Raw genomic sequence first — 25,466 nt, forward strand, 5'->3', positions numbered from 1 at the left:
CCGCTCACGCTGAGGCGCTCGGGGCAGGAGACCTTCACCCATACGTCGTGGGAGTCGACGAAGCGGAGGAAGCGGCTGAACTGCGGGCCGCCGACCGGTTGGGTCACGTCCGGACGGCCCAGGTGGTCGATGACGAGGGGCGCGGGCAGGGAGCCGAAGAAGCCCTCCAGCTCGGGGAGATCGGCGCTCTCGAAGTAGAGCACGATGTGCCAGCCGAGCGGGGCGATCTTCTCGGCGACGGCCCTCAGCTCCTCCTTCGGGGAGGTGTCGACCAAACGGCGCAGGAAGTTGAACCTCTTCGAAGCGCCTGCGTGCGGTGCCTGCGCGTACGGAAGGGGAGGCCGGTCCTCCGGGCCCGCCCCGACCGGCCGCCGCCACGCCACCGTAACCGTCGATGAAATTGTTGACAATATGCCTGACGAGAAAGTTTCGGGCATCATCGCTGAGCCGCGGCGTGGAGCCATGCGGCGGCGAGGGTTCTCGACGACGTACGGAGGGTGGAGGGGTGACGTCGGATCAGGTCACGGGCCGGGCGGGCCGGAGCGCGGTCTCCAGCGGTATCCGGGAGGCGCTCGCGGCGGGTGACATGGTGCCCGGGCAGCGCCTCGTCGAGCAGGAGCTGTCCGAGATCTTCCGGGCGACACGGAGCTCGGTGCGCGAGGCGTTGCAGGACCTGTCCGCCGAGGGTCTGGTGGAGCTGATCCCCCGGCGCGGTGCCCGGGTGCGGGTGATCTCCGTCGAGGAGGCGGTCCAGATCACCGAGTGCCGGGCGCTGCTGGAAGGGCTGTGCGCCAGGCGGGCCGCGGAGTACGCGTCGGACGAGGTGCGCCGGGAGCTGAGGGGCATCGGCGCGGCGATGGGCCGGGCCGTGGAGGACGGCGATCCGGACGCCTACTCGGTGCTGAACCGCCGGCTGCACGAGTGCATCGGCGAGGTCAGTGACCAGAAGGTCGCCCAGGCCCTGCTGGAGCGGATGAACGGACAGATGGTCCGGTACCAGTTCCGTCTCGCCCTGCGCCCCGGCCGTCCGGCGCAGTCGCTGCCGCAGCACCTGGCGATCATCGACGCGGTGGTCTCGGGCGACCCCGGCGCGGCGGAGGCGGCGGCGCGCGCGCATGTGGAGAGCGTCGTCGAGGCGCTGCGCGAGACCCCGGCCGCGGTCCGCCTGCACTGACCCGGGCTCCGGTGCGGGCCTCGGCCCGCGGACATGCGGCTCCCGCCCGGTTCGGCTGCTCCGGGCGGGAGGGCGGGGTGTCTCCGGTCAGACGAGGAGCTTGGCCTTGGCCTTGTCGTACTCCTCCTGGCTGAGGTGGCCCTGATCCTTGAGCTCGGCGAGCTTCGCCAGCTCGGACACATGGCCACCGCCGGCGCCCGAGCCGTCCTCCGGCCGGGCTGCCTGCCGTACGTACTTCCGGAAGGCCTCCTCCCGGTCCTCGGCCTGCTTGGCCTCGCGCCGCCCCATGCTCCTGCCTCGGGCGATCAGATAGACGAGCACGCCCACGTAGGGCAGCAGGATGACGAAGACCAGCCAGGCCGCCTTGGCCCAGCCGTTCAGGGAGTGGTCCTGGAAGATGTCGGTCACGACCTTGAAGAGCAGGAAGAACCACAGCACCCAGAGGAACACGTACATCATGGTCAGGAAGAGGTTCAGGAGCGGATAGTCGTCCATGGGCCTACTCCGATCGCGCGGACAGTCCCTTATTCGTACATCTGCTCCCGGCTTGTCGCATGTCTGGGGAAATCAGGCGGACAGCATGTCGAGGAAGGCCGCGAGCTTGTTCCTGGTCCGCTCGACCTGCTGCTCCACGGTCAGCGACTCCTCGAAGCGGCCCCCCGGCGCCGGGGTCTTCTTCCCGCGCACGTACAGCGAGCAGTCGAGGTCGGTGCAGAGGTAGATCCCCACCGAATTCCCGTCCCGGCCCGCCTGCCCCCGCTTGCGGGCGGTCATCAGCGAGACTCCGCGGCCCGGATGCGTGGTCAGGCAGACCGAACACATGCTGCGGTGCAGGAAGCCGCGCTGCGAGGACGGGAAGCGGAGCGTGATGCCGACGAGTTCGCCGCGCAGCTCCGTGACGACGTAGCTCCGGTCGGGCGCGGACAGGTCGCGCCAGCCCAGGAAGTCCAGGTCGTCCCAGTGGCGCTCGTCGAGGTCCCGGGGGAGCGGCAGGCGCTTCGCCTCTCCCTTGGAACAGTTGACGAACGATGCCCGGATGTCCTGCTCACTGACTGCTCTCATGGCATCGACGCTAACGCTGCCTATGACCCCTAGGCAAATAATTATTGCCCCTAGGGCCGTGCCTGGTGTGCCGCGATCCGGAGGACGTGGGCCGGCGGATGGTCCAGGGCGAGACGCGGACGCCAGGCGGCCAGGATCTGGGCCGACGGGTCGAACAACGGGCCGGGGAGGTCGTCGGGGGCGGTCCATCGCCAGGTGCTGATCAGGTGCGGCTCGGTGACCCGGGCGTCCGCCGCCCCCACCTTCACCAGCGCGCCCATGCTGATCCGGTTGATGCCGCCCGCCACGTCGTGCACCATCGCGAACACCTCGACGTCCTCCTCGCGCACCAGCAGCCCCGTCTCCTCGGCCAGCTCGCGGGCCGCGGCCGCCGCGACCGACTCGTGCGTGGGATCGACCTTTCCTCCGGGCAGTTCCCAGGTGCCGTCACGGTGCCGGCCGAGCAGAATCCTGTCCTCCCCGTCCTGCACGACGACACCCACGCCGAACGCGGCCTGGGCGAGCGGTGGGCGAGTGTTGCGGGTCGCCCTGTTCGTGGGTTCGGTGGCCATGCGCTGCTCTTCTCCCGACCGGTGGTTCACGGATCTCACGGACCCGTCATCCTCACACGACGGTCAGGCGACCAGCCGCAGCGAGGTGTCCGAGACGCCGAGGCGGACCGTCTGACCCCATGTCAGCTCCAGTGCGTCGGACTCCATCCCGTCGCCGAAGACCACCATCCGGTCCGACTCCACGGTGAGCCGCAGCCCCTCCCGGCGGCCCAGTTCGCCTGCGACCAGCGAGGTGCCGGTGACCGGCGAGGGCCACGCCTCACGCACGAACCAGACCAGCCGCGGATCGGACGGGGCCGGAAGGCGCAGGGAGCTCCCGCGCTCCAGCCAGAGGGAGCGCAGCCAGCCGGTGGAGCCCGTCCCGGTGCCGACCAGGACGCCCGAGGACGCCTGGGACTCGCCGGCCGACGGTGCGCCGTCCGGGCCGATGCGATAGCGGGCGGTCTGGTGGCCGGGTGCCCCGAGGTAGATCTCGTTGAGCGCGAGCAGGCGCTGCGTGTCGTCGGCGACCGCCTCGGTCATGGTCAGCGCGTCCACCTTCCCGCCGGGTGCGACGGCCGCCCGGCACAGCGCCGCCGTGTCCCGGGCCCGGTGGCGGACGAGGACTCCGGGGTTGCGGCCGGGGTCGGTGTCGATGCCCACGACCGGCTGGCCGGAGAGGTACTTCGCGGCATTGGCGACCAGGCCGTCCTGTCCGACGACGACGACCACGTCCTCGGGGCCGAACAGGAAGCGGTCGAGGTCCGCCCGCTCCACCCGGGTCCTGCGCCACCGCAGCGGCACGGCTGCCGCCACCTCCGTGAGCGCCTGGTCGTTGCGCCGGTGGCGCGCGGCCACCTCCTCGATCGACCTGCCGCGCGCGGCGAGCACGAACGCGGCCTGCCCGTGCGTACCGTGCCGCGCCAGGAGCTCCTCGTACTCGGTCGTGCGGTGCACCAGCACCGCACGTGGTGCCAGACTCACGGCCGCGCCTCCGGCTCCGCCTTGCCGAGCCTGGCGAGCAGGCCTGTCAGCACGTCGGGGGAGAGGGTCAGGCTGTCGATGCGCGGCAGGTTCTCGGCCAGCCGGGTCGCCGCCAGGGCGTGCAGCGTGCCGGGATCCACCTCGGAGTGCGCCCGCAGCCAGGCCGCCTGCGCCTCGGCGCGGGCCGCCCCGACCTCGCGGGCCGCCTCCGCCTCCGCGCGGGCCAGGCGCACGGTGCGGTCCGCCTCGGCCGCCGTGCGCACCCCGTCGGCCGCCGACTTCTCCTCGGCCTCACGCCGGGCGTTGGTCCCGCGCTGGTCGACCAGCTGCTCCTCGCGTCGAGCGAGCTCGATCTTGCTGGCCAGTTCGTTCTCGGCGATGGTCCGCTCACGCTCGACCGCGACGGCCCGGCGCTCGTACACCGACCGGTCGGCCTCCTGCTGGATCTGCTCCCTGGCCGGGGTGCGCAGGGCGCGCTCGACCTCCGCCTCGGGGCGGATGGCGACGACGCGCACGGCGACGACGTCGATCCCGGTGGCGGGCAGCCGGGGCTCGGCCGCCAGCCCCGTGGCGACCCGTTCGCGCACGGATGCGACACCGTCCACCAGGGCGGTGGCGAGCGGGGTGCGGGCCAGGACGTCCAGGGTGTGCTGCTGCGCCGTCTCGGTGAGCAGGGTGGCGATCTGCTCCAGCGGCGCACCCCGCCACACCCCGGTGTCGGGGTCCACCGAGAAGTCGAGACGGGCCGCCGCCTCGGCCGGGTCGCTGATCCGGTAGGTGACCGTGGCCTGCACGGTCACGTCCTGGAAGTCGGCGGTACGGGCGTGGAAGGCCATCGCCAGCTCGCGGTCGTCGACCGGGATCTCGGAGAGCGCCGCGGTGAGCGAGCGGTACCAGAAGCTCAGCCCGGGGCCGTCGTGGACGAGCCTGCCGCGCTTGTGGTGGCGGATGTGGGCGGTGGGCGCGGAGCGCAGGTGCCGCCGGCCGAAGCGGCGGGTGATGTCGGCCATGTCGGGACCCCCTCTTTCTCGTCACGACGACGATAACGAAGGGACCTGAATATCGTCAAGGGGACGAGAAGGGGGGGTTCGGGTACACGTGCGGCCGGCCGGTGGCCTCCGGGGAGACCACCGGCCGGCCGGGGTGTGCGCCGTCCCCGTCCCCACGGTGCGGCGCGCGGGTGGGCCGCCGTCATCCGCTCGGGCGACGGCCCACGTTCATCAGGTCCCGCTTCCCGGAGAGGCGGGCGGGGGCGGGGTGAGGCCGAGTGCGGGAAGTACGGCGCACTCGATGAAGTCGGCGAGGAAGGCGTCCTCCGTGTACCGCCCCTCCAGGAGCGGCCGGGCGCGCATGATGCCCAGCACCTGTGCGGCCACGTAGTCCGCGGCGGGGTTGTCGGCCGTGATCTCGCCGCGCCGTACGGCGCGCGCGACCATCGCGTCGATCGCGGCGATGGCCGGCGTGATCAGGGTGGATCGCATGGCGCAGAGCAGGTCCGGATTCTGCAGTGCGGCGTGGCTGAGTGCGTGCATCAGGGCGGTGTCCTGCCCGGATGCCGCGTCCACCACGCGCGCGGTCTCGTGCAGGTCTCCGCTCAGGGTCCCCGTGTCGATGTCCGAGAACAAGGTCCGGCGGGTGCTGTGCAGCGCGGCGACGACCAGCTCCGGCTTGGAGCCCCACTGCCGGTAGAGCGTGGACTTCCCGCACCGGGTGCGGGCGGCGACGCCCTCCATGGTCAGTGAGTCGTAGCCGCTCTCCCTGACCAGGTCCAGCACGGCGTTGTAGAGCTCCTGCGCCCGTTCCGGTGTGATCTTCGACCGGCGTGGCGCGGATGCGGACTCCTGTGCGGAACCGGGCGACGGCATCTGCTTCCCTCTCTGCGACTCTGCGGCTGGGGACCCTCGATGCGCCAGTGTACCGATACGGGAGTGTACCGATACGCCGCCGTATCGGTACACTGGCGTATCGATACGGCGTGGAACAGCCATGCCGTACGTCGCGACAGCGCACCGTCAGCAAAGGGGCACGGGTGATGCACACCCGCAGTGAGCCTGCGGAGCGGGAGCCGGACATCTCAGCCCGACCGCCCCTCGTCCGCGAACTGCTTCTGGTGGCCGGACTCTTCCTCGTCTACAAACTCGGCCGGCAGGCCGCGAACGGCCACGTCGAGGAAGCCTTCCGCAACGCCGGGCACGTCTGGAGCTTCGAGAGGGCCGTCGGCCTCCCCGGCGAGGGAACCGTGCAGGGCCTTCTGCTGCACAGCCACACCCTCGTGGAGACGGCGAACACCTACTACGCTGCCGTGCACTTCCCCGTGACGCTCGGCTTCCTGGTCTGGCTCTACCTGCGCCGCCCGCGCCACTACGTCTGGGCGCGCCGGATCCTGACCGCGCTCACGGGCGCCGCGCTCGCCCTCCACCTGCTCTTCCCCCTGGCACCCCCGCGGATGCTGCACGCGGCGGGCCTCGTGGACACCGCCCAGGTCTACGGCCCCTCGGTGTACGGAGACACCCCGGCGACGGACTCGATGGCCAACCAGTTCGCCGCCATGCCGTCCCTGCACTTCGGCTGGGCACTCGTGGTGGCGGTCGGGCTGATCGTCGCCACCCGCTCCCGGTGGCGCCTGCTCTGGCTGCTGCACCCGGCGCTCACCCTGTTCGTCATAGTGGGCACCGCCAACCACTACTGGCTCGACGCGCTCGTGGTCTCCGCGCTGCTCGCCGTCGCCTTCGCCGCCCTCAGGCTGCCGCGCACACCGCTCCGCGGGCACCTGACGTGGCCGGCCACTCTCCCTGCCCAGAACTACGCGTCCCCCGCGTACGCACCGTCCGGAGCGCGGCGATGAACGCCACCCTCATAGCCGTCGCCCTCTCCCTCGTCTCCGCCGGGGCCTACGCGGCCGCCGCCGTGGCACAGGCCCGTCTGGCCGGCCGGACGGAACCCTCCGCCGGAGCGTTCCGGATGCTGGGCCGGGGCGCCTGGTGGTCCGCGGTCGGTCTGAACGCGGGCGGCGCGCTCCTGCACGTCGCCGCGCTGAAGTACGGTCCGCTCACGCTGGTCCAGCCGCTGGGCGCACTCACCCTGGTGGCCGCCGTCCCGCTGGGGGCCCGCGCCGCGGGCCGCCGCGTCAGCCGTACGGAATGGCGCGGCACGCTCCTCACGCTCCTCGGCCTCGCCGTCCTGCTCCTGGCCGCGGGCGGCGCCGCGCCCCACGACACGCTGAGCCTCCCCGAGGCCCTCGGGGTCGGCGCCGTGACCATGGCGCTCGTCGCCGGGCTCAGCCGTCCCGGCACCCGTCCGGGCCTCCGGCACGCCGCGGCCTCGGGCATCACCTCCGGGGTGGCGTCCGCCCTCACCCAGACCCTGACGGTGGCGGCGACCGACCACTCCGGGCCGCTGTTCAGCTGGCGGCTCGTGACCGTGGCGCTGCTCGTCTCCTTCTTCGCCCTCGGCGGGCTGATGCTCTCCCAGACCGCCTACCGGGGCGGGCTGGGCGCCCCGCTCGCCGTCGTCACCCTGGCGAACCCGGTCGCCGCCGCCGTGATCGGGCTGGTCCTGCTCGGCGAGCGCCTCCAGGGAGGGCTGCTCGGCCTGGTCCCCGCGCTCATCGGCGCCGCCGCGGCCGTGGAAGGCGTGATCCTGCTCAGCCGGGCCCAGGCGGCCGGCCCGGCCGACGCCACCCCTGCCCCGGCACCACCGGTCCAGCCGTCCCGCGTCGTCATCTCCGGCCCGGGCCCCTCGGTGCCGCGTGCCGCCGAGCCCTTCGTCCTGCATGCGGAACCGGCCGGTGCCCCGGGCGGCTCCCGCTGGGCAGCGCCCGGGGCCGGCCACGCGGCCCCGCCGGATCAGGTCAGCGCGCGCTGGTAGCGGTAGGTCAGGGTGCCGTCGGTGAGGTCGAAGTTGGCCGTGGGCGCGAACAGGCCTGTGCCGGCCGCGCAGAGGTACCTCTCGACGAACCCGGTGCGCGCGGGCCAGCCGGGATAGCTCTCCCCCTGCTTGACGCACGAGTCCTTCGGGACGACCGCCCACAGCTGGGCCTCCGTCATGCCCAGCGAGGTCCGGTTGTAGTGCGACAGTTTCATGGAGGGGGTCTTCGGCTTGTACAGGAACTCGTTGGACTTCCTGTACAACTCGCCGTCGTCGGTGAAGGAGAAGCTTCCGTAGGGGGAGTACTCCGTCCACTCGACGGAGCACAGGATGGAGTCACCGACGACGCCGCCCGTGTCGCAGGCCGCATCACCACCGGCGATCTCCCAGACCTCGTCGAAGGTCATCCCGAACTGGATCTGCTCGTACTTCCCGACGGAGAAGCCGGAGTTCGCCTGAGCGGCCGAAGCCGTCGCGACGACGGCCGCCGCGGCCGCCACGAGGGCGACCCCCGTACGTGCAATCCGTGCCTTCACCACGTGTGTCCTCTCGTCGTCGCCCCGGGTGCGCCGCCGTCACGGACCCGGTGAGAGGTCCGCCCGGTGCGGGGGTCCCCGCGAGCGCGGGCGGGACCACGGGGCCGGAGCGTCGCTGCCCGCCGCTGGGCGCGACGCTATGGTCCGCCGCTCTCCGTCCTGTCTCCCGGCGGCCCCCGCCACGTGCCCCGTCTGCCGGGAGACCGGACCGCCGCCGTGCAGGGGCGCCTACGAGCCCGAGCCGTCCAGGTCCTCGATCGCCCTGCTCAGCCAGCCCGTCCAGAAGGTCTCCAGGTCGATGCCCCCGCGCAGCACCAGGTGCCGCAGCCGGTCCTCCTGCGCCGTCCGCTCCGGCGGGAAGTCCCGCTTCTCGATCTCCAGGTACTCCGCCAGCTGCTCCTCGTGCAGCACGAGGTGCCTGCGCAGCTCCCCGGTGAGGCCGGTGGCGCCCACGACCGCCGCCGCCCGCATCCTCAGGAGCAGCGGATCGCGGACCGGCCGCGGGTCCTCGGCGAGGGAGACCCAGGCCGTCAGCTCCGCCCGGCCCGCGGGCAGCACCTCGTACTCCTTCTTCTGCCCGCGGGCCGGCCGCGCCGCAGGCAGGACCCGGATGTGACCGGCCTGCTCCAGCTTTCCCAGCTCCCGGTAGATCTGCTGATGCGTGGACGGCCAGAAGTAGCCGATCGACCGGTCGAACCTGCGCGTCAGTTCGAGGCCCGACGACGGCTTCTCGAGCAGGGCGGTGAGGATCGCGTGGGGGAGTGACATGGAGTGCATCCTAAGGACGGCGCGACCGGGTGATCACAGCTCCGCGGCCAGCTCCGTGCCCTGGCGGATCGCGCGCTTGGCGTCCAGCTCCGCCGCCACGTCGGCCCCGCCGATCAGGTGCGCGGGGCGGCCCGCGGCGAGCAGCTCCTCGTAGAGCTCCCGGCGCGGTTCCTGACCCGTGCACAGGACCACGGTGTCGACCTCCAGAAGGTGCTGCTCGCCGTCGACGGTCAGGTGCAGGCCCGCGTCGTCGATCAGGTCGTACGAGGCACCTGCGATCATGTTCACTCCGCGGTGCCGCAGTTCGGTGCGGTGGATCCACCCGGTCGTCTTCCCCAGTCCCGCACCGACCTTGGTCGTCCTGCGCTGGACGAGATGCACGGTGCGCGGCGCCTTCGGACGCTCAGGGGCCCGCAGCCCGCCCCGGTCCGCGTACTCCGTGTCCACGCCCCACTGCCGGAAGAAGACCTCGGGGTCCAGGCTCGCCGCGTCCCCGCCGTCCGTCAGGAACTCGGCGACGTCGAAGCCGATGCCGCCCGCCCCGACGACCGCCACCCGCTCCCCGACCGGGGCGCCGTCGCGCAGGACGTCCAGGTAGCTCACCACGCTGGGGTGACCGACACCGGGGATCGCGGGGACGCGCGGCTCGACCCCGGTGGCCAGGACGACCTCGTCGAAGCCGTCGAGCGCGGCGGCCGTGGCACGGGTGCCGAGCCGGAGCTCGACGCCCTCCTCGGCGAGACGGGTACGGAAGTAGCGCAGGGTCTCGTCGAACTCCTCCTTGCCGGGGACCCGCCGCGCCACGTTCAGCTGGCCGCCGATCTCGTCGGCCGCGTCGAACAGGGTCACCGCATGGCCGCGTTCGGAAGCCGTGACCGCACAGGCGAGCCCGGCAGGCCCGGCGCCGATCACGGCGACGCGCTTGCGGGTCCGGGTCGGTGAGAGCACCAGTTCGGTCTCGTGGCAGGCGCGCGGATTCACCAGGCAGGAGGTGATCTGCAGGCTGAAGATGTGGTCCAGGCAGGCCTGGTTGCAGCCGATGCAGGTGTTGATCGCGTCGGCCCGGCCCTCGGCGGCCTTGGCGACGAAGTCGGGGTCGGCGAGGAAGGGCCGCGCCATCGACACCATGTCCGCGCGGCCCGAGGCGAGGACCTCCTCGGCCAGCTCGGGCGTGTTGATGCGGTTGGAGGTCACCAGCGGCACGGAGACCGCGCCCCGCACCTTCTCCGTCACCCACGTGAAGGCGCCCCGCGGCACGGAGGTCGCGATCGTCGGGATGCGGGCCTCGTGCCAGCCGATGCCGGTGTTGATGATGGTCGCGCCGGCCGCCTCGATCGCGCGGGCGAGGTGGACGACCTCGTCCAGCGTGGACCCGCCGGGGACCAGGTCCAGCATCGAGAGCCGGTAGATCAGGATGAAGTCGGGGCCGACCCGTTCACGGACCCGGCGCACGATCTCGACGGGGAAGCGGATGCGGTTCTCGTACGAGCCGCCCCAGCGGTCCTCGCGGTGGTTCGTCGCCGCGACGATGAACTCGTTGATCAGATAGCCCTCGGAGCCCATGATCTCGACACCGTCGTACCCCGCGCGCCGTGCGAGCTCCGCGGCCCTGACGAAGTCCTCGATGGTCTCCTCGACCTCGTCGTCCGTCAGCGCGTGCGGGGTGAACCCGCTGATCGGAGCCTTCAGGGCGCTCGGAGCCACCAGGTCCGGGTGATGGGCGTACCGGCCGAAGTGCAGGATCTGCATCGCGATCCGGCCGCCCGCCGCGTGCACGGCCGCGGTGACCTCGGCGTGCTGGTCCGCCTCCGCCTCGGTGGTCATCTTCGCGCCGCCGGGGAAGGAGCACGCGCGCTCGCCGGGCGCGATCCCGCCGGTGACCATCAGGCCGACCCCGCCCCGCGCGCGGGCCGCGTAGAAGGCGGCCATCCGCTCGAAGCCGCGCTCCACCTCCTCGAGGCCGATGTGCATCGATCCCATCAGCACCCGGTTCGGGAGCGTGGTGAATCCGAGGTCGAGCGGGCTCAGCAGGGTGGGATACGGGCTCATCCGGGTCTCCTCGCAGGTGTCGTCGAGCCAGTTGTAGACCACCCGGCCCTCCTTATGCAACAAGTTGCACAATGGCGTACGTCGCAGTGCTCGCAAGGCGGCGACACGAATGGCGTAACACCTCCCGGCCCCGCTCCGCCGACCGGACGAGAGTGGATTGGTACGGCGCGACGCCGCTGCTCCTCCTCGCTGACGGGAGACACCCCCATGACCTGCATCAACCGACGTGACCTCGGACTCCTCGTGCTCAGGGTGGGCACCGGCGCCGTCCTGGCGGCCCACGGCAGCCAGAAACTGGGCGGGTGGTTCGGCGGCGGTGGCATCGAGGGGACCACCGCGGCCATGGAGGCCATGGGCTTCCATCCGCCGAAGCACAGCGCCCTGGCGGCCGGGATCGGCGAGGCGGGCGGCGGGGTCCTGCTGGCGCTCGGACTCGCCACCCCCGCGGCGGGTGCCGCGGCGGCGGGCACCATGGCGGGCGCCGTCGCCGTGCACGCGCCCGCAGGCTTCTTCGCCATGGGCGGCGGCTACGAGTATCCGGCGTTCCTCGGCTTCACCGCCGCCGCGATCGGACTGACGGGCGCAGGCCGCTACTCCCTGGACCACGCCACCTGCCACGTCCTCGACCGGCCCTGGGTCGTCGCCCTCGCCTTCGCGGGCAGCGCCCTGGCGGCGGCGGCCGTCGTCGGCCGGCGCGCCAAGGGACAGGCGGCGGCCGGGAGCGAGCCGGGTGAAGAGGGCGTGTAGCTCTCCCGCATTGATCGCCGATTCAGGGGCACTCGGCAGTGCATGAATGCGAACGCACTGTCGACGAACGCCCGTGGTCAGGCCAGAAGAGCCGCGCGCAGCCGCGCCATGGATGTGGGGGCCCGCGCCGGGTTCGTGGCACGGGGAGTGATCTACCTGCTGGTGGGCGTGCTCGCCCTGCGCATCGCCTTCTCCGACGGAGGCGGCAAGCAGGCCGACCGCGGAGGCGCCATCGCGGAGATAGCCGAGAAGCCCTTCGGGAACATCCTGCTCTGGGCGCTCGGCCTCGCGCTGGCCGGCATGGCCCTGTGGCGGCTGTCCGAGGCCTGCTTCGGACAGGCGGGCCCCGACGGGGACAAGCCCCACAAGCGGGCCATGGCCGCCGCGCGCTTCGTCTTCTACTCCTTCGTGTCGTACTCCGTGATCTCCTACGCCGCCGGCGACAAGGGCAGCGGCAGCGGATCCAGCGACAAGCAGACCGACGACGTCACGGCACGGGCCCTGGAGTGGACCGGTGGCCAGTGGATCGTCGGTGCCGCGGGCCTCCTCGTGGCCGGCGCCGGCCTCTGGATCGCCTTCCGGGCAGCCGCCCGCAAGTTCCACAAGCACCTGAAGATGGCCGAGATGACGAAGAAGGTCCGTCAGGCCGTCGACGTCACCGGCGTGTTCGGCGGCGTCGTGCGAGGCGCCGTCTTCGCCACGGCGGGCGGATTCGCCGTAGCCGCGGCCGTCCAGCACGAACCGGGCCAGGCCAAGGGCATGGACGACACCCTGCGTTCCTTCACCGAGACCCCCGCGGGCCCCTGGCTGCTCGCGTTCATCGCGCTCGGCCTGGCCGCCTTCGGCCTCTTCTCCTGGGCCAACGCCCGCTACCGCAAGGTCTGAGCCGGGGGCGGCAGCCGGGTCGGCCCGGACTCCGCCGCCCCGACCCGGCTCGTCCCCCGACGGCCCGGCTCAGTCGAGGCCCCGGGCCTCCTTGAACCGGGACAGGCCCTCGGACAGCCCCACCAGCGGCTCCGGGTAGTCGTAGCGCTTCCGCTCCTGCCCGGGGAGCTTCCACGGCTCGTGCACGGCCGCCCCCTCGATCTCCGCGAGTTCCGGCACCCAACGGCGCACGTACGACCCGTCCGGGTCGTACCGCTTCGCCTGCGTCACCGGGTTGAGCACGCGGTTGGGGCGGCTGTCCGTGCCGGTCCCGGCCACCCACTGCCAGTTGAGCTGGTTGTTGGCCACGTCCCCGTCGACGAGCAGGTCCAGGAAGTGGCGCGCCCCGGCCCGCCAGTCCACGTACAGGGTCTTGGCGAGGAAGCTTGCGGCCAGCAGGCGCCCCCTGTTGTGCATCCAGCCCTCGTGGAGCAGCTGCCGCATCGCCGCGTCGACCACCGGATAGCCGGTGCGGCCCTCCTTCCAGGCCGCCGTGTCCTCCTCGGCCTTCCGGCCCGTACGCCAACGGTCCTGCCGTGGACGGTAGTCGGACCGGGCGGCCGCCGGACGGGCCGCCAGGACCTGGTGGTGGAAGTCCCGCCAGCACACCTGCCGCACGAAGGCATCCGCCCCGGGGCCGCCCGCGCCGCGGGCACGGTGGACGACCTCGGCGGGGGAGAGCGTGCCGAAGTGCAGGTGCGGCGAGAGCCGCGAGGTCGCGTCGCCCGCCAGGTCGTCGTGGAGCTCCTCGTACGAGGCGAGCCCGCTGCGGCGCCACGCGGTGAGCAGCCCGCGCCCCTCCGTCTCCCCGCCACCGGCCAGGCCCGGGGAGGTCCCCCGCACGGCGTCCCGCGCGGGCAGCCCGGCGGACGCGGGACCCTCCGGTACGCGCACGGAGCGCGGAGCGTGGAAGGGCCGGCGGAGCCCCTCCTGCGACCAGCGGCGGAAGTAGGGGGTGAAGACCGCGAAGTGGTCCCTGTCCGCGCCGGAGGGGACCACCGCGCCGGGCGCGACCGCGGTGATCACCGCGTCGTGCACGCTCAGCCGGCAGCCCGTGGACGCGAGGGCCTCGCGCAGGCGTTCCTCCCGCCGCTGCGCGAACGCGCTGACACCCGCTGCCAGGTGCACGCTGACGGCCCCGGTCTCCGTGACGACCCTGCCGGTCTCCTCCACCACGTCGCCCTCCCGGACGACCAGGCGCCCGCCGCGCTCGCGGAGTCCCGCGTCCAGGTCGCGGAGGCAGTCGGCAAGGAACGCACGCCGGTTCGGGGTGCCGAAGCCGGTGGCCTCGACGGCGTCGTCGAGCACGAAGAGAGGGACCACCTCGTCGGCCGCGGCGAGTGCGGCGTGCAGCGGCGGATGGTCGTGGAGCCGCAGATCGGAGGTGAACAGGACGACGGCCACGGTCATTTCGTCACACCCTTCGTCCCCCGGACCGCTGCCTGGGCGATGTTGCGCGCCATCCCCCCGAAGACCACCGCGTGGAAGGGGGAGACACTCCACCAGTACGCGTGGCCGAGCAGACCCGCCGGATGGAACACGGCCCGCTGCCGGTAGTGGGACCGGCCGCCCTCGCCCTTCTCCGCGTACATCTCCAGCCAGGCCAGACCCGGCAGCCGCATCTCCGCCCGGAGCCTGAGGAGCCGGCCCGGTTCGATCTCCTCGACCCGCCAGAAGTCCAGGGAGTCCCCGACCCGCAGCCGCTGGGCGTCCCGCCTGCCCCGGCGCAGGCCGACCCCGCCGATCAGCCGGTCCAGCCACCCCCGCACCGCCCACGCGAGAGGGAACGAGTACCAGCCGTTGTCGCCGCCGATCCCCTCCACGACCCTCCACAGGGCCTCGGGGGAGGCGTCCACGTCGAGCTCGCGCACATCGGTGTACAGGCTTCCGCCCGCCCAGTCCGGATCGGTGGGGAGCGGATCGCTGGGGATGCCCGGTGTGGACGCGGAGGACCACCGGGTCGTCACCCTCGCCTCCCGCACCCTCTGCAGGGCGAGGGAGAGAGCCGTGTCGAACGGGAAGGGCTGCCCGGGCGCGTCGGGGACGTGGTGGACGATGTCGTGCTCGTGGCACACGACCTCGTAGCGCAGGGACTCCGCGAGCGGCCGGGCGATCGCGGCCGGCACCGGGGTGACCAGGCCGACCCAGTGACTGGACAGGCCGGGCGACAGCATCGGTACGGGCAGGATCAGCCGGTGGCGGAGGTTGGCGACCGCCGCGTACTTCTGCATCATGTCGCGGTACGTCATGACGTCCGGGCCGCCGATGTCGAAGGTGCGGTTCACGTCGGCGGGCATACGCGCACTGCCCACCAGGTAGCGCAGGACGTCCCGGACCGCGATCGGCTGGATCCGGGTCGACACCCAGCTGGGGGTGACCATGACCGGCAGCCGCTCGGTGAGGTAGCGCAGCATCTCGAAGGAGGCGGAGCCCGACCCGATGATGACGGCGGCGCGCAGCACGGTCGTCGGCACCCCCGAACCGAGCAGCAGGTGGCCGACCTCGGCGCGTGAACGCAGGTGCGGGGACAGCTCCTTCTCGGGGACGTCGGCAGGGGTCAGCCCGCCCAGGTACACGATGCGGCGTACGCCTGCCGCCCTCGCCTGTTCGCCGAAGATCCGTGCCGCCTCACGGTCGGTCCTCTCGAATCCGGGCCCGGAGGCCAGCGCGTGGACGAGGTAGTAGGCGACGTCGATGTCGCGCATCGCCGTGCCCAGGGAGTCCGCGTCGGTCACGTCCCCCTTGACCACCTCCGCCTCGCCCGCCCACGGGTAGTCCCGCAGCTTCTCCGGGGTCCGCGCCAGGCACCGCACCCGGTGGCCGGCCTCCAGGAGCTCCGGTACGAGGCGTCCCCCGATGTATCCGGTTGCGCCCGTCACCAGACACCGCAGCCCACCGCTGTCGTCGTTGCTCTCCATGACCCCTCGCTCCGGCTCGTGTCTCCTTCGACCACCGTGTCCCCGGGAGGGGTGTTCCGCATGCCTGCGGGGGCCGGACACGCCGAAGCCCACCCCTCCGGGTGGCGGGGCGGACAGGCGGGCAGGGGGATCAGTGAGGTCCGGGCTTCTCGGTGGCCGTGCCCCGGATGACGTGCGGGCCACCCGCGCCGTCGGCCCCCGGCCCGGCCGGAGGAACGCCGTCGGACTTCAGGGCGCGCGCCTCGCTCTTCAGGATGCGGGCCGACTTGCCCAGGGAGCGGGCGAGTTCGGGGAGCTTCCTGGCACCGAAGATCAGGACGGCGAGGATGAGGAAGATCGCGATCTCGCTGATTCCGAACATGGCGGTGTCTTCTCCCTGGAGGGGTGAGCGACGGACCCGTCGCTGCCGACGGCTCCGTCATTCTCCCGGGGCCCCGGGAGCGCGCCAAATCTACAGCACTGTAGAAGATGGTGGCAGGGTGCCCGCTGTCGAGGGCGTCAGTCCTCGCCGCCCTCCTCTTCCTCCTCGTCCTCGAAGAAGTCGCCCACCTCGTCGACGACTTCGGCCGCCACCATCCCGCCCACCACGCCGACGGCCAGCCCGGCGGCACCGGCGGCGACAGCGGTGCCCATGCCCGGGCCGGAGTGGTGCGACGGCCGGCCGCCATCGTGTCCGTACGGCTCGGGGGCGCCGTGCGAGGCGTGTGCGTCGGCCATCGACCGGATCCGGTCGTCCAGCTCGGAGGCCCAGTCGCGGCTCTCGACCTCGTGGTGCCCGACGGTGAGGCGGCCGAGCGCGTCGCCGCCCCCGGAGAACAGGCCCGCTCGCCTGTCGGCCTCCAGGACGACCTCCACGCCCGCGGGTCCCGCGAGGAAGGTCACCTCGATCTCCTCGACCCCGCCCGCGTACTGCGGGGCGGGCGAGAGCTCGATCTCCTGGTAGAAGGGCAGGAGTTGACCGCTGCCGCGGATGTGGCCGAGCTCCAGGTCCGCGGACCGGAAGCCGAAACCGAGCCGGCCGAGGGCCTCGAGCACGGCTTCCTGTGCGGGCAGCGGCCTGACCGTGAGGCGGTCGAGGTCTCCCTTGTCCTTGGCGCCCGCCACCGAGAGCTCCGTGCGGACGCCGAGGACGATCCCGAGGTCCTGGCCGTGGAGCTCGGTGACCGGGGTCTCCCAGGGGAGCGTCACGCCGAACGGGATGGCGTGCTCCTCGCCCTCGGGCAGCACGAATCCGCCGGCGACGGTGAAGCGTTCGAAGGCCACGAACCCCTCGGCCTCGCCGTCCTCGTGCTCCGCCTCGACGCGGGCGACCAGTTCCAGGGTGATGTGCTCGATCGTGAAGTCGGCGTTGCCGCCCTTGAGCCGGACCTCGCCGCTCAGCTCGCCGCCGGGCACGGCGCCACCGGACCGCAGCACCGTGTCCACGGTGGGGCCGCCCACACCGAGTGAGCCGAGCAGCTTCTTGAACACCATCGTGGCGTCCACTCCTTCTTCCGTACGCGGAGAACGCGTTCCACCGCGTTTCTACACAACTGTAGAAGTATAGAGGCGGGATGAGCTGCGGAGGCGGTCCTCGCGGAGCCGCGCGGGAGGTCGGTGCGCGGTCGCACGCGCCCTAGTATGGGGCGGTGGACAGTGCTGACGACCCCCGCGACGGATCCGGCGCGGCTGCGACGGGGGTGTCGGAACTCCAGGCGCTCGCCGTGGAGCTGCGCCGTATGAACGGCGAGATCAACCGGCTGGTTCACTCCTTCGCGCACGCGCAGGGCCTGCACGCGACGGATGTGCAGGCGCTCGGCGCCATCCTCGACGCGGATGAGCCGCTGACCCCGGGGCGGCTGCGCGAACACCTCGGTCTGACGTCCGGCGCCGTCACCGCGTGCCTGGACCGGCTCGAACGGGCCGGGCACATCAGGCGGGCCCGGGAGAGCTCCGACCGGCGTGTCGTGAACCTCTACTACGAGTCGGGGGCCAAAGCGGCCGCACGTTCGTTCTTCATGCCCCTCGCGGAGGCGGCGGCCGGTGCGCGCTCCGCGGCCGGGCCCCAGGAGCTGGAGGCCGCGCTCCGTTTCCTCGGACGTATGAACGGTGAGCTCGCCCGTATGCAGGTTCCCAGGCGCTGAACCGCCCGTCCCCGTGCGGAAGCGCGCCACGGGGCATGTAATCTCAATCATTGAGATACATCATGATTGAGAGATAGCGGCCGACCCAGGAGTGCCATGTCCACCGCATCGAAGCCGGTCCGCCGGCTGTTCCTCCTCCCCGTCCTCCTCGTCCTGGCCTGGCTGGTCGTCGGCGGGGCCTTCGGCTCGTACGCCGGGAAACTCGGGGAGGTCGCCACCAACGACCAGGCCGCGTTCCTGCCGCAGAGCGCCGAGTCCACCCGGGTCATCGAGGCCCAGAAGGCGTTCAGCCGGCAGGAGACCGTCCCCGCCATCGTGGTCTGGACGTCGGACGGGGGCGGTGGGGAACTCGGTCCTGAGCAGCGGAAGGCGGCGACGGCCGCCCTCGCCTCGCTCAAGGGCGGCCCGGGCGTGACGGGTGAGGTGAGCCCCGCACTGCCCTCCGAGGACGGGAAGGCACTGGAAGGCGTCGTCCAGCTGCGACCGGATCTGGGAGACGAGCTTCCCGACTCCCTGGAACACATCCGGAGTGCCGCGGAAGGTGTCCCGGGGACGACGGTCGGACTGGCGGGCCCCGCCGCCTCGCAGGCCGACCTGTCGGACGCCTTCGCCGGCATCGACGGACTGCTGCTGGGCGTCGCCCTGGTGACCGTGCTCGTCATCCTGCTGCTGGTCTACCGCAGCGTCCTGCTGCCACTGATCATCATCGTCGGCGCGGTCTTCGCGCTCGGTGTCTCCTGCGCGATCGTCTACGTCCTGGCCGACCACGACATCGTCCGGGTCGACGGCCAGGTCCAGGGAATCCTGTCGATCCTCGTCATCGGAGCCGCCACCGACTACGCGCTGCTGCTCACCGCCCGGTTCCGCGAGGAACTCTCGCGGCAGCCCGACCGGTGGACCGCCATGCGCGCCGCACTCCGCGAGTCGGCGGGGCCGATCACGGCCAGCGCCGCCACCGTGGCCCTGGGGCTCCTCGCCCTCCTGCTCAGCGACCTGACCAACAACCGCGCGCTCGGACCGGTGGGCGCCATCGGCATCGTCTGCTCCGTCCTGAGCGCCCTCACCTTCCTCCCGGCCGTCCTGGTGCTGCTCGGCAGGGCGGCGTACTGGCCCTCCGGGCCGAAGAAGGGGAAGGGCGGGCCGGACTCCGGCTCGACGGGTATCTGGTCGCGGATCGCGGGGCTGGTCGACCGTGCCCCGCGCAAGGTGTGGGCCGTCACCCTGGTGGGGCTCCTGGCCTGCGCGGCGTTCATGCCCACGCTGAACTCCAAGGGAGTGCCCCTGGAGGAGATCTTCGTCAACGACGCGCCGTCCGTCGCCGCGCAGGAGACCCTGGGCCGGCACTTCCCCGGCGGATCGGGCAACCCCGCCGTCGTGATCGCCGGCGCGAACCGGTCGCAGCAGGTCGTCGCTGCCGCCAAGACCGTTCCGGGCGTCGCGGGCGTCTCCGTGATGACGGAGTCCGGACGCCCCGGCGGCGGGGAGCCGCTCGTCGTGGACGGCCGGGTGCGCATCGACGCCACACTGGAGGACGCGGCCGACAGCGACGCCGCCAAGGCGACGGTCACGCGGATCCGTGAGGCGGTCCACGCGGTACCGGGCGCCGAGGCGCTCGTCGGCGGCTACACCGCGCAGCAGTACGACACCCAGAGGACGGCCGAGCACGACCGCAACATCATCGTGCCGGTGGTCCTGGTCATCATCCTCGTCATCCTGATCGGCCTGCTCCGCTCGCTGCTGATGCCGCTGCTCCTCGTCGCGACGGTGGCGCTCAACTTCCTCGCCACACTCGGGATCTCGTCGCTGGTCTTCGAGCACGTCTTCGGCTTCAGCGGCACGGACTCCTCCGTACCGTTGTACGGATTCGTCTTCCTGGTCGCCCTCGGCGTCGACTACAACATCTTCCTGATGTCGCGCGTCCGTGAGGAGTCCCTGATCCACGGCACCCGGCAGGGCGTGCTGCGCGGACTGACCACCACCGGTGGCGTCATCACCTCGGCGGGCGTCGTCCTGGCGGCCACCTTCGCGGCGCTGGGGGTCATCCCGCTCGCCTTCCTGGTCCAGATCGCCTTCATCGTCGCGTTCGGCGTGCTGCTGGACACCCTCGTGGTGCGGTCGCTCCTGGTGCCCGCCCTGGTCAGGGACATCGGGCGCACCGCCTGGTGGCCGGGTGCGCTGAGCCGGGAGCCGAAGGAGGCGCCGGAAGCGGGGCGCCCCCAGGCGTAGGGGACGGCTGACAGGAGGCCCGGGGCGAGATGGCGTCGCCCCGGGCCTCCGTGCGTCGGCGGACCCCGGCCGGATGTCCCGACGGGACAGATGTCCCATCGGGACATTTAAAGGTGTACGGTGCAAGCATGAAGGAAACAGGGAACGTCCCGGAACGGCGCAGCCGCAAGGCGCGCAGGACCCGGGACGCGCTGGCGCGGAGCGCACTCGAGCTCGTACTCGAACGCGGTCTGCGGAGCGTGACGGTCGAGGAGATCGCCCAGGCGGCCGACGTCGACCGGCGCACCTTCAGCCGGTACTTCCCGAACAAGGAGGCCGCCGTCCTCGACGCAGTGCGGGGCGACGGCGACCGGATCAACCGCGCGCTCCGCGAGCGCCCCCCGGCCGAGCCCCCGCTCACCGCCTACCGCCGCGCCGTCCTCGACTGGCTCGACGACCCGGAGGCGGAGCCCTGGCACCGGCGGCCCCGCATCTTCGAGCTGCTGGTCATGGCCGAGGAAGAACCCACTCTGTACGCGGCGTACCACCACATCCGTGTGGACGCCCAGGAGGAGTCGGTGGCCGTTCTCGCTGAACGTCTCGGTGTGGATCCGCGGCAGGACCTCCGTCCCGCCGTGGCCGTCGCCGCAGGAGCCGGAGCGCTCCTCGCGGCCCAGGCGGCATGGGTAAGGGGCGGCCGGCCGGCCGCTCTGCCCGACCTCGTCGTACAAGCCTTCGACGCCCTCTCCACACACCTGTCGGATTCCCGGCAGGACGGGCCGGCGCCCCACAGCACCACGCAAGGAAGCACCACATGAGCACCAACCTCCCCACCGCCCACGAGGCGGAGTTCACCGGCAAGGTCGCCCTCGTCACCGGCGGCGCGTCCGGCATCGGCCTCGCCCTCTCCCGGCGGCTCGCCGCGAGCGGTGCGACCGTCGTCGTCGCCGACCACAACGAGGCGAGCGCCCGCGAGGCCGCCGCCGAGCTGGAGGCCACCGGCGCGCGCGCCGCGGCCGTCGCCCTCGACGTCACCGACCCGGCGTCCGTCGAGGCGGGCGTGCGGTTCGCCGTCGACACCTTCGGCGCCCTGCACCTCGCCGTGAACAACGCCGGCATCGGCGGGCCCGCGCGGCCCACCGGCGACTACGACATCGAGGCCTGGAACCGGGTCGTCGCCACCAACCTCAGCGGCGTCTTCTACTCGATGCGCTACGAGCTCCCGGCCATCCTGGCCTCGGGCGGCGGCGCCGTCGTCAACATGTCGTCGATCCTCGGCACCAACGGCTTCGCGAACTCCCCGGCCTACGTAGCCGCCAAGCACGGTGTCGTCGGCCTCACCAAGACCGCCGCACTCGAGTACGCGGCACAGAACATCCGTATCAACGCGGTCGGCCCGGGCTTCATCGACACCCCGCTGCTCCGCGACACCGACGGACCGGCCCGTGACCACCTGATCTCCCTTCACCCGGCCGGGCGTCTCGGCACCTCGGAGGAGGTCGCCGAGCTCGCGGCCTTCCTCCTCTCCGACCGCGCCTCGTTCATCCACGGCAGCTACCACCTGGTGGACGGCGGCTACTCCGCCTCCTGATCTCCCGGGTGGCGCCGCGCCACCACGAGGGCCACAAAGGAAGCACGGAGAAAACGAAGGAGAGTCATGAAAGCCGTCCAGTACCGCACCATCGGCGCCGCACCCGAGGTCGTCGACATCCCCGAGCCCGTCGCGGGGCCCGGCCAGATCCTGCTCAAGGTGAGCGCCGCAGGTGTCTGCCACTCGGACATCGCCGTGATGAGCTGGCCGGCCGAGGGGTTCCCCTACGAGCTGCCGCTCACGCTCGGCCACGAGGGCGTCGGCACCGTCGCCGCACTCGGTGAGGGCGCGGAGGGCGTCTCGGTGGGGGACGCGGTCGCCGTCTACGGCCCCTGGGGCTGCGGCACCTGCGTGAACTGCGCGGAGGGCCGGGAGAACTACTGCCTGCGCGCCGCCGACCTCGGCATCAACCCGCCCGGACTGGGCAGCCCCGGTGCCATGGCCGAGTACATGATCGTCGACGACGCCCGTCACCTGACGCCGATCGGTGACCTGGACCCGGTCAAGACGGTCTCGCTGACCGACGCGGGCCTCACCCCGTACCACGCGATCAAGCGCTCGCTGCCGAAGCTGCTGCCCGGCGCCACCGCCGTGGTCATCGGCACCGGCGGACTGGGCCACGTGGCCATCCAACTGCTGCGCGCCATGACCGCCGTACGGGTCGTCGCGCTCGACGTGACCGAGGAGAAGCTCGCCCTCGCCAAGGCGGTCGGCGCCCACGAAGCCGTGCTGTCCGACGAGAACGCCGCGGCCAAGGTCCGGGAACTCACCGGTGGCATCGGTGCCAAGGTCGTGTTCGACTTCGTCGGCGCCGAGCCCACCGTGAAGACGGCCGGCGCGGTCGCCTCGATCGACAGCGACGTCACCATCGTCGGCATCGGCGGCGGCACGCTGCCCGTCGGATTCGGTGTCCTTCCGTTCTCCACGTCGGTCACCGCACCGTACTGGGGCTCGCGCAAGGAGCTCGCCGAAGTCATCGAACTCGCCCACGCCGGCGCCGTCGACGTCCACGTCGAGACGTACTCCATCGACGAGGCCCCGCTCGCCTACGAACGACTGCACGCGGGGAAGATCAACGGCCGCGCGGTCATCCTGCCGAACGGCTGACCCGACGGCCCACGGATGGGGACGACTCGCCGGGACGCCCACGGAGGGCGCCCGGCGAGTCGTCCGCGTTCTCAGGGGGCTGCCGTCACCACGTCGTCCCGGGTCAGCCGCACGGGTTCGGTCCCGGACGAACTGTGCCGCTCCGCCCAGTTCTCCAGCGCCGTACGGCACGCGTGGTCCAGGTGCTGCAGGCCGGAGAGATCCAGGTCGATCGGACGGTCCTCGGGCAGCGCCTCCAGGCTGTCGAGTATTTTCGGCAGCCGCAGGAAGGTCGCGTTGCCCGACAGCCGGGCCCGGACGCGGTCGCCCCGGCTGTCGACGACCTCCAGCCTGATGTGGGAGGCGTCCCAGGCGGCCTTGGCCACCGACAGGGCCAGGCCGGTCAGCACACCCTCGAACATGTTCACCGTCACGATCGCCACGGCCGTGACGACCAGGATCACCGCCTCACCGCGGTGTTCACGCCACAGGGGTACGAGCGACCGCAGCGGAATCAGCTTCCACCCGGCGTGGATCAGGATGCCCGCGAGTGCGGGCAGGGGGATGAGTGCCAGCGCGGACGGGAGCAGTGCCGCGAAGAGGAGCAGCCACACCCCGTGCAGCACCCGTGAGGCCCGGGTCCTCGCACCCGCCCGCACATTGGCGGAGCTGCGCACGATGACCGCGGTCATCGGCAGCGCGCCGAGGATCCCGCACACGGTGTTGCCCGTGCCCTGGGCCATCAGCTCCTTGTCGTACCGGGTGCGCGGCCCGTCGTGCAGCCGGTCCACCGCCGCCGCGCTGAACAGGCTCTCCGCAGAGGCGATCAGGGTGAAGGCCGCGATCGTCCCGAGCAGGCTCAGGCTCGCGAGGCCGCCGAACTCGGACACCGGGGGGATCTGTACGGCGTCGAGCAGTCCCTGGACCTGGACCGTCCCGACCGGCAGGTCGAAGGCCGACGTGACGAGTGTGGCCAGGGCGACCGCGGCGAGTGCGCCCGGTACCGCCCGCACCCGTTTCGGCATCCTGCTCCACACCGCCACCAGGACGATGGCCGACGCGGCGACCGCGAGGGAGGTGAGTGCCGCGGGACTCGACACGGCGTCGGCCAGCAGCCCCGGAACACCGGTCATCTTTCCCGTACCGGAGGCCGGCGCCTCGGCGCCGGCGGCCGCGTAGAGCTGGCCGGCGATGAGCACCAGGCCGATGCCGGCCAGCATGCCTTCGACGACCGAGACGGAGATGGCCCGGAACCAGCGGCCCAGCCGCAGTGCGCCCATGGCCAGCTGGAGCAGCCCCGTGGTCAGGACGATGACACCGAGCGCGGGCAGCCCGAAGGACCGGACGGCCTCGAAGACGAGCACGGTCAGACCGGCGGCCGGCCCTGACACCTGAAGACTGCTGCCGCGCATGACACCGGTGACGAGACCGCCCACGATGCCGGTGATCAGACCCAGCTCGGCCGGGACGCCGGAGGCCACGGCGACGCCCACGCAGAGCGGCAGGGCGACGAGGAAGACGACGAGGGAGGCGGCGAAGTCCTGCCGCAGATGAGGGAACTTGGTGAGACGGTCCACGGCGGCCCTCATCCTGTGCGGAAGGGGGCCGAGCGCTCGTCGCCGGGCGGGGGTGCCCAGACCGCGCTGTCGCTGACGCTCAGGTCTTCTGCCGCAGGATCGACGAAACAGTGCATGCCAGTGGTTCCTCCTGGCGCGCCGAAGGAAGGCGCGTCGGTACGCGTACGAGAACAGGGGCCGGAGGGCGCGCCGGGAGGACCCCACCGCCGTCGGGTCGTACAGGACCGCGGGTGGGGGCAGCTCTCCGAGCGCCTCGGTCAGCTCAGCAGCGGAACACCTGGAGCAGTGAGGAGGAGTGGGCGACCGGGGATCTGGACGTGTGGTGCGCGTTGCCCATGGCCGCGACGGCCGCCGGGGCGAGCATCCCAGCGGTGGCACCCGCTACCGCGGAACGCGACGGCGTCTCGGGTGCGGGCACGGTCCCGGAACGATGCCGGTCGCGGTGGCGCAGAACCCCGTTCGGCTCGCCCCCGCGATCGGGGGTGCCGCACGTGCCGAACTCGCCCTGGGCCGTGCCCGTGTCCGGTACGAGGTCCGTCGGCATTCCCGCCGCGGACCCGTGGGGAGCCGGCGGGGAAGTGCCCGAATCCGGAGCCAGAAGGAAGCACATCAGGAGTGCGAGAACGAACCTGACCGCTACTCCTCGCACTCTTCACCTCCTTGCCGACTTCACTCCTTCCCTCGGACGCTAACAGGCCCGATGGCTTATGGAGTTAACCCTTTGTGAAGAGTCTGAAAGTGGATGCATGACGGGTGAAAACATACGCAGGACCCCTGTGGCCTGGGCTTATACCACACGATCGGTTCTCAGTATTTGAGATCGCCGAGGCCTGTGTGGCCTTTGCATATGCCGCGGCGGCGACACTCGAAAAATTCGCACAATGGTTCGCCTCGGGGCGGATGTGTGTCATCCGGAAAGGCGGCCGAGGTGCAGGGATCGGTGGCTGGATCACTGCCCTGCTTCAGGGGCTGGCCCGGGTCTCCGGTATTCGGCTGATTCCGGCTCCTCCGGCCGAATGGGGCCGGAGGAGGGGTGGGCCGGAGGGGGGCCGGTCGCGGGGTGCGCCGGGGGGTGGCCGGCGGTGCCCGCCCGGTTCCCGCCGTGTCCGCCCGTGGCCCCCCGCCCGCATCGCCCACTCGTGGCCTCCATCTGTGGCCCCACCTGTGCCGGCGGCCGGCCCCGGCAGTCGGTTGCTCGGTGAGCTGCTCGTCGGGCGTCGGGCGTCGGGCGACGGGCGACGAGCGTGGGGCGTCGGGCGGCTTCTCGGGTGACGGGTGCCTACTCGGCTGGCGGGATGCATGGGGCGCATGCCCGGCGCACGGGG

The 25,466-nt window shown here is 72.1% G+C and carries 25 protein-coding genes and 1 pseudogene; 10 read left to right on the forward strand and 16 right to left on the reverse strand.

Annotated elements, in window-relative coordinates; all coding sequences use genetic code 11:
* Window positions 1-296, reverse strand: a pseudogene (locus tag ACFC51_RS35045) (amidohydrolase family protein); the annotation flags it as partial.
* Window positions 297-505: 209 nt separating this feature from the next.
* Here ACFC51_RS35045 and ACFC51_RS35050 point away from each other — a divergent pair.
* Window positions 506-1,174: a GntR family transcriptional regulator gene (locus ACFC51_RS35050; RefSeq protein ID WP_376532788.1), complete on the forward strand. Its 669-nt coding sequence runs from the start codon at window positions 506-508 to the stop codon at window positions 1,172-1,174.
* Between the two features lie 87 nt (window positions 1,175-1,261).
* Here ACFC51_RS35050 and ACFC51_RS35055 read toward each other — a convergent pair whose 3' ends face one another.
* From ACFC51_RS35055 to ACFC51_RS35080, 6 genes are all read right to left on the reverse strand, one after another.
* Entirely contained in the window at window positions 1,262-1,669 is a 408-nt protein-coding gene (locus tag ACFC51_RS35055; RefSeq protein ID WP_376377417.1) for an SHOCT domain-containing protein, read from the reverse strand.
* A gap of 72 nt (window positions 1,670-1,741) precedes the next feature.
* Window positions 1,742-2,236 carry an FBP domain-containing protein gene (locus ACFC51_RS35060; protein WP_376532790.1) on the reverse strand — a complete coding sequence of 165 codons (495 nt, stop codon included), beginning with the start codon at window positions 2,234-2,236 and terminating at the stop codon, window positions 1,742-1,744.
* 50 nt (window positions 2,237-2,286) lie between these two features.
* Window positions 2,287-2,787, reverse strand: a complete 501-nt coding sequence (locus ACFC51_RS35065; protein ID WP_376532792.1) for an NUDIX domain-containing protein — start codon at window positions 2,785-2,787, stop codon at window positions 2,287-2,289.
* Between the two features lie 63 nt (window positions 2,788-2,850).
* Window positions 2,851-3,750 (reverse strand): hypothetical protein, encoded by a 900-nt coding sequence (locus ACFC51_RS35070; protein ID WP_376377423.1) that lies wholly within the window; start codon window positions 3,748-3,750, stop codon window positions 2,851-2,853.
* Complete coding sequence (locus ACFC51_RS35075) at window positions 3,747-4,760, reverse strand: SPFH domain-containing protein (RefSeq protein ID WP_376532794.1); 1,014 nt, start codon at window positions 4,758-4,760, stop codon at window positions 3,747-3,749. Before ACFC51_RS35075 ends, ACFC51_RS35070 begins: the two co-directional genes overlap by 4 nt.
* A 210-nt stretch (window positions 4,761-4,970) precedes the next feature.
* The gene (locus tag ACFC51_RS35080) at window positions 4,971-5,615 is read right to left on the reverse strand and encodes a TetR/AcrR family transcriptional regulator (RefSeq protein WP_376532796.1); all 645 of its coding nucleotides are present in this window, start codon (window positions 5,613-5,615) and stop codon (window positions 4,971-4,973) included.
* A gap of 167 nt (window positions 5,616-5,782) precedes the next feature.
* Between ACFC51_RS35080 and ACFC51_RS35085 the strand changes: the two genes are divergently transcribed.
* Complete coding sequence (locus ACFC51_RS35085) at window positions 5,783-6,595, forward strand: phosphatase PAP2 family protein (protein WP_376532798.1); 813 nt, start codon at window positions 5,783-5,785, stop codon at window positions 6,593-6,595.
* Complete coding sequence (locus ACFC51_RS35090; protein ID WP_376377430.1) at window positions 6,592-7,617, forward strand: DMT family transporter; 1,026 nt, start codon at window positions 6,592-6,594, stop codon at window positions 7,615-7,617. Before ACFC51_RS35085 ends, ACFC51_RS35090 begins: the two co-directional genes overlap by 4 nt.
* On the opposite strand, the gene ACFC51_RS35095 is transcribed toward ACFC51_RS35090, so the two are convergent.
* The 3 genes from ACFC51_RS35095 to ACFC51_RS35105 all read right to left on the reverse strand — a co-directional run bounded on the left by ACFC51_RS35095 (window position 7,596) and on the right by ACFC51_RS35105 (window position 10,970).
* Window positions 7,596-8,153 carry a BLIP family protein gene (locus ACFC51_RS35095; protein ID WP_376377432.1) on the reverse strand — a complete coding sequence of 186 codons (558 nt, stop codon included), beginning with the start codon at window positions 8,151-8,153 and terminating at the stop codon, window positions 7,596-7,598. The genes ACFC51_RS35090 and ACFC51_RS35095 overlap by 22 nt on opposite strands.
* Window positions 8,154-8,381: 228 nt before the next feature.
* Window positions 8,382-8,921, reverse strand: coding sequence for a PadR family transcriptional regulator (locus ACFC51_RS35100; protein ID WP_376377434.1), 540 nt, complete (start codon window positions 8,919-8,921; stop codon window positions 8,382-8,384).
* A 33-nt stretch (window positions 8,922-8,954) separates the two neighbouring features.
* Window positions 8,955-10,970 carry an FAD-dependent oxidoreductase gene (locus ACFC51_RS35105; RefSeq protein ID WP_376532830.1) on the reverse strand — a complete coding sequence of 672 codons (2,016 nt, stop codon included), beginning with the start codon at window positions 10,968-10,970 and terminating at the stop codon, window positions 8,955-8,957.
* Between the two features lie 207 nt (window positions 10,971-11,177).
* Here ACFC51_RS35105 and ACFC51_RS35110 point away from each other — a divergent pair, with 207 nt between their 5' ends.
* On the forward strand, window positions 11,178-11,717 hold the full coding sequence (locus ACFC51_RS35110) for a DoxX family protein (protein WP_376377436.1): 540 nt from the start codon (window positions 11,178-11,180) through the stop codon (window positions 11,715-11,717).
* A 42-nt stretch (window positions 11,718-11,759) separates the two neighbouring features.
* Window positions 11,760-12,602, forward strand: coding sequence for a DUF1206 domain-containing protein (locus ACFC51_RS35115; protein WP_376532800.1), 843 nt, complete (start codon window positions 11,760-11,762; stop codon window positions 12,600-12,602).
* 69 nt (window positions 12,603-12,671) lie between these two features.
* Here the strand turns inward: ACFC51_RS35115 and ACFC51_RS35120 are convergent, their stop codons facing one another.
* The 4 genes from ACFC51_RS35120 to ACFC51_RS35135 all read right to left on the reverse strand — a co-directional run bounded on the left by ACFC51_RS35120 (window position 12,672) and on the right by ACFC51_RS35135 (window position 17,032).
* Window positions 12,672-14,051, reverse strand: coding sequence for a cryptochrome/photolyase family protein (locus ACFC51_RS35120; RefSeq protein ID WP_376377440.1), 1,380 nt, complete (start codon window positions 14,049-14,051; stop codon window positions 12,672-12,674).
* Window positions 14,048-15,559, reverse strand: coding sequence for an SDR family oxidoreductase (locus ACFC51_RS35125; protein WP_376377442.1), 1,512 nt, complete (start codon window positions 15,557-15,559; stop codon window positions 14,048-14,050). Before ACFC51_RS35125 ends, ACFC51_RS35120 begins: the two co-directional genes overlap by 4 nt.
* Before the next feature lie 130 nt (window positions 15,560-15,689).
* Window positions 15,690-15,920: a twin-arginine translocase TatA/TatE family subunit gene (locus ACFC51_RS35130; protein WP_376377444.1), complete on the reverse strand. Its 231-nt coding sequence runs from the start codon at window positions 15,918-15,920 to the stop codon at window positions 15,690-15,692.
* 137 nt (window positions 15,921-16,057) lie between these two features.
* Window positions 16,058-17,032: a sporulation protein gene (locus ACFC51_RS35135; RefSeq protein ID WP_376532802.1), complete on the reverse strand. Its 975-nt coding sequence runs from the start codon at window positions 17,030-17,032 to the stop codon at window positions 16,058-16,060.
* 155 nt (window positions 17,033-17,187) lie between these two features.
* Between ACFC51_RS35135 and ACFC51_RS35140 the strand changes: the two genes are divergently transcribed.
* From ACFC51_RS35140 to ACFC51_RS35160, 5 genes are all read left to right on the forward strand, one after another.
* Window positions 17,188-17,682, forward strand: a complete 495-nt coding sequence (locus tag ACFC51_RS35140; protein ID WP_376377448.1) for a MarR family winged helix-turn-helix transcriptional regulator — start codon at window positions 17,188-17,190, stop codon at window positions 17,680-17,682.
* Window positions 17,683-17,778: 96 nt separating this feature from the next.
* Complete coding sequence (locus ACFC51_RS35145) at window positions 17,779-19,908, forward strand: MMPL family transporter (protein ID WP_376532804.1); 2,130 nt, start codon at window positions 17,779-17,781, stop codon at window positions 19,906-19,908.
* Between the two features lie 128 nt (window positions 19,909-20,036).
* The gene (locus ACFC51_RS35150; RefSeq protein ID WP_376377452.1) at window positions 20,037-20,705 is read left to right on the forward strand and encodes a TetR family transcriptional regulator; all 669 of its coding nucleotides are present in this window, start codon (window positions 20,037-20,039) and stop codon (window positions 20,703-20,705) included.
* On the forward strand, window positions 20,702-21,478 hold the full coding sequence (locus ACFC51_RS35155; RefSeq protein WP_376377454.1) for an SDR family NAD(P)-dependent oxidoreductase: 777 nt from the start codon (window positions 20,702-20,704) through the stop codon (window positions 21,476-21,478). The genes ACFC51_RS35150 and ACFC51_RS35155 overlap by 4 nt, the downstream gene beginning before the upstream one ends.
* A 66-nt stretch (window positions 21,479-21,544) precedes the next feature.
* Complete coding sequence (locus ACFC51_RS35160) at window positions 21,545-22,585, forward strand: NAD(P)-dependent alcohol dehydrogenase (RefSeq protein ID WP_376377456.1); 1,041 nt, start codon at window positions 21,545-21,547, stop codon at window positions 22,583-22,585.
* A gap of 71 nt (window positions 22,586-22,656) precedes the next feature.
* Here ACFC51_RS35160 and ACFC51_RS35165 read toward each other — a convergent pair whose 3' ends face one another.
* On the reverse strand, window positions 22,657-24,153 hold the full coding sequence (locus ACFC51_RS35165) for a SulP family inorganic anion transporter (RefSeq protein WP_376373728.1): 1,497 nt from the start codon (window positions 24,151-24,153) through the stop codon (window positions 22,657-22,659).
* A 250-nt stretch (window positions 24,154-24,403) separates the two neighbouring features.
* Window positions 24,404-24,685: a hypothetical protein gene (locus ACFC51_RS35170; RefSeq protein ID WP_376373726.1), complete on the reverse strand. Its 282-nt coding sequence runs from the start codon at window positions 24,683-24,685 to the stop codon at window positions 24,404-24,406.
* Between the last annotated feature and the right edge of the window lie 781 nt (window positions 24,686-25,466).

This window comes from Streptomyces sp. NPDC055962 (assembly GCF_042270185.1).
Classification (GTDB): domain Bacteria; phylum Actinomycetota; class Actinomycetes; order Streptomycetales; family Streptomycetaceae; genus Streptomyces.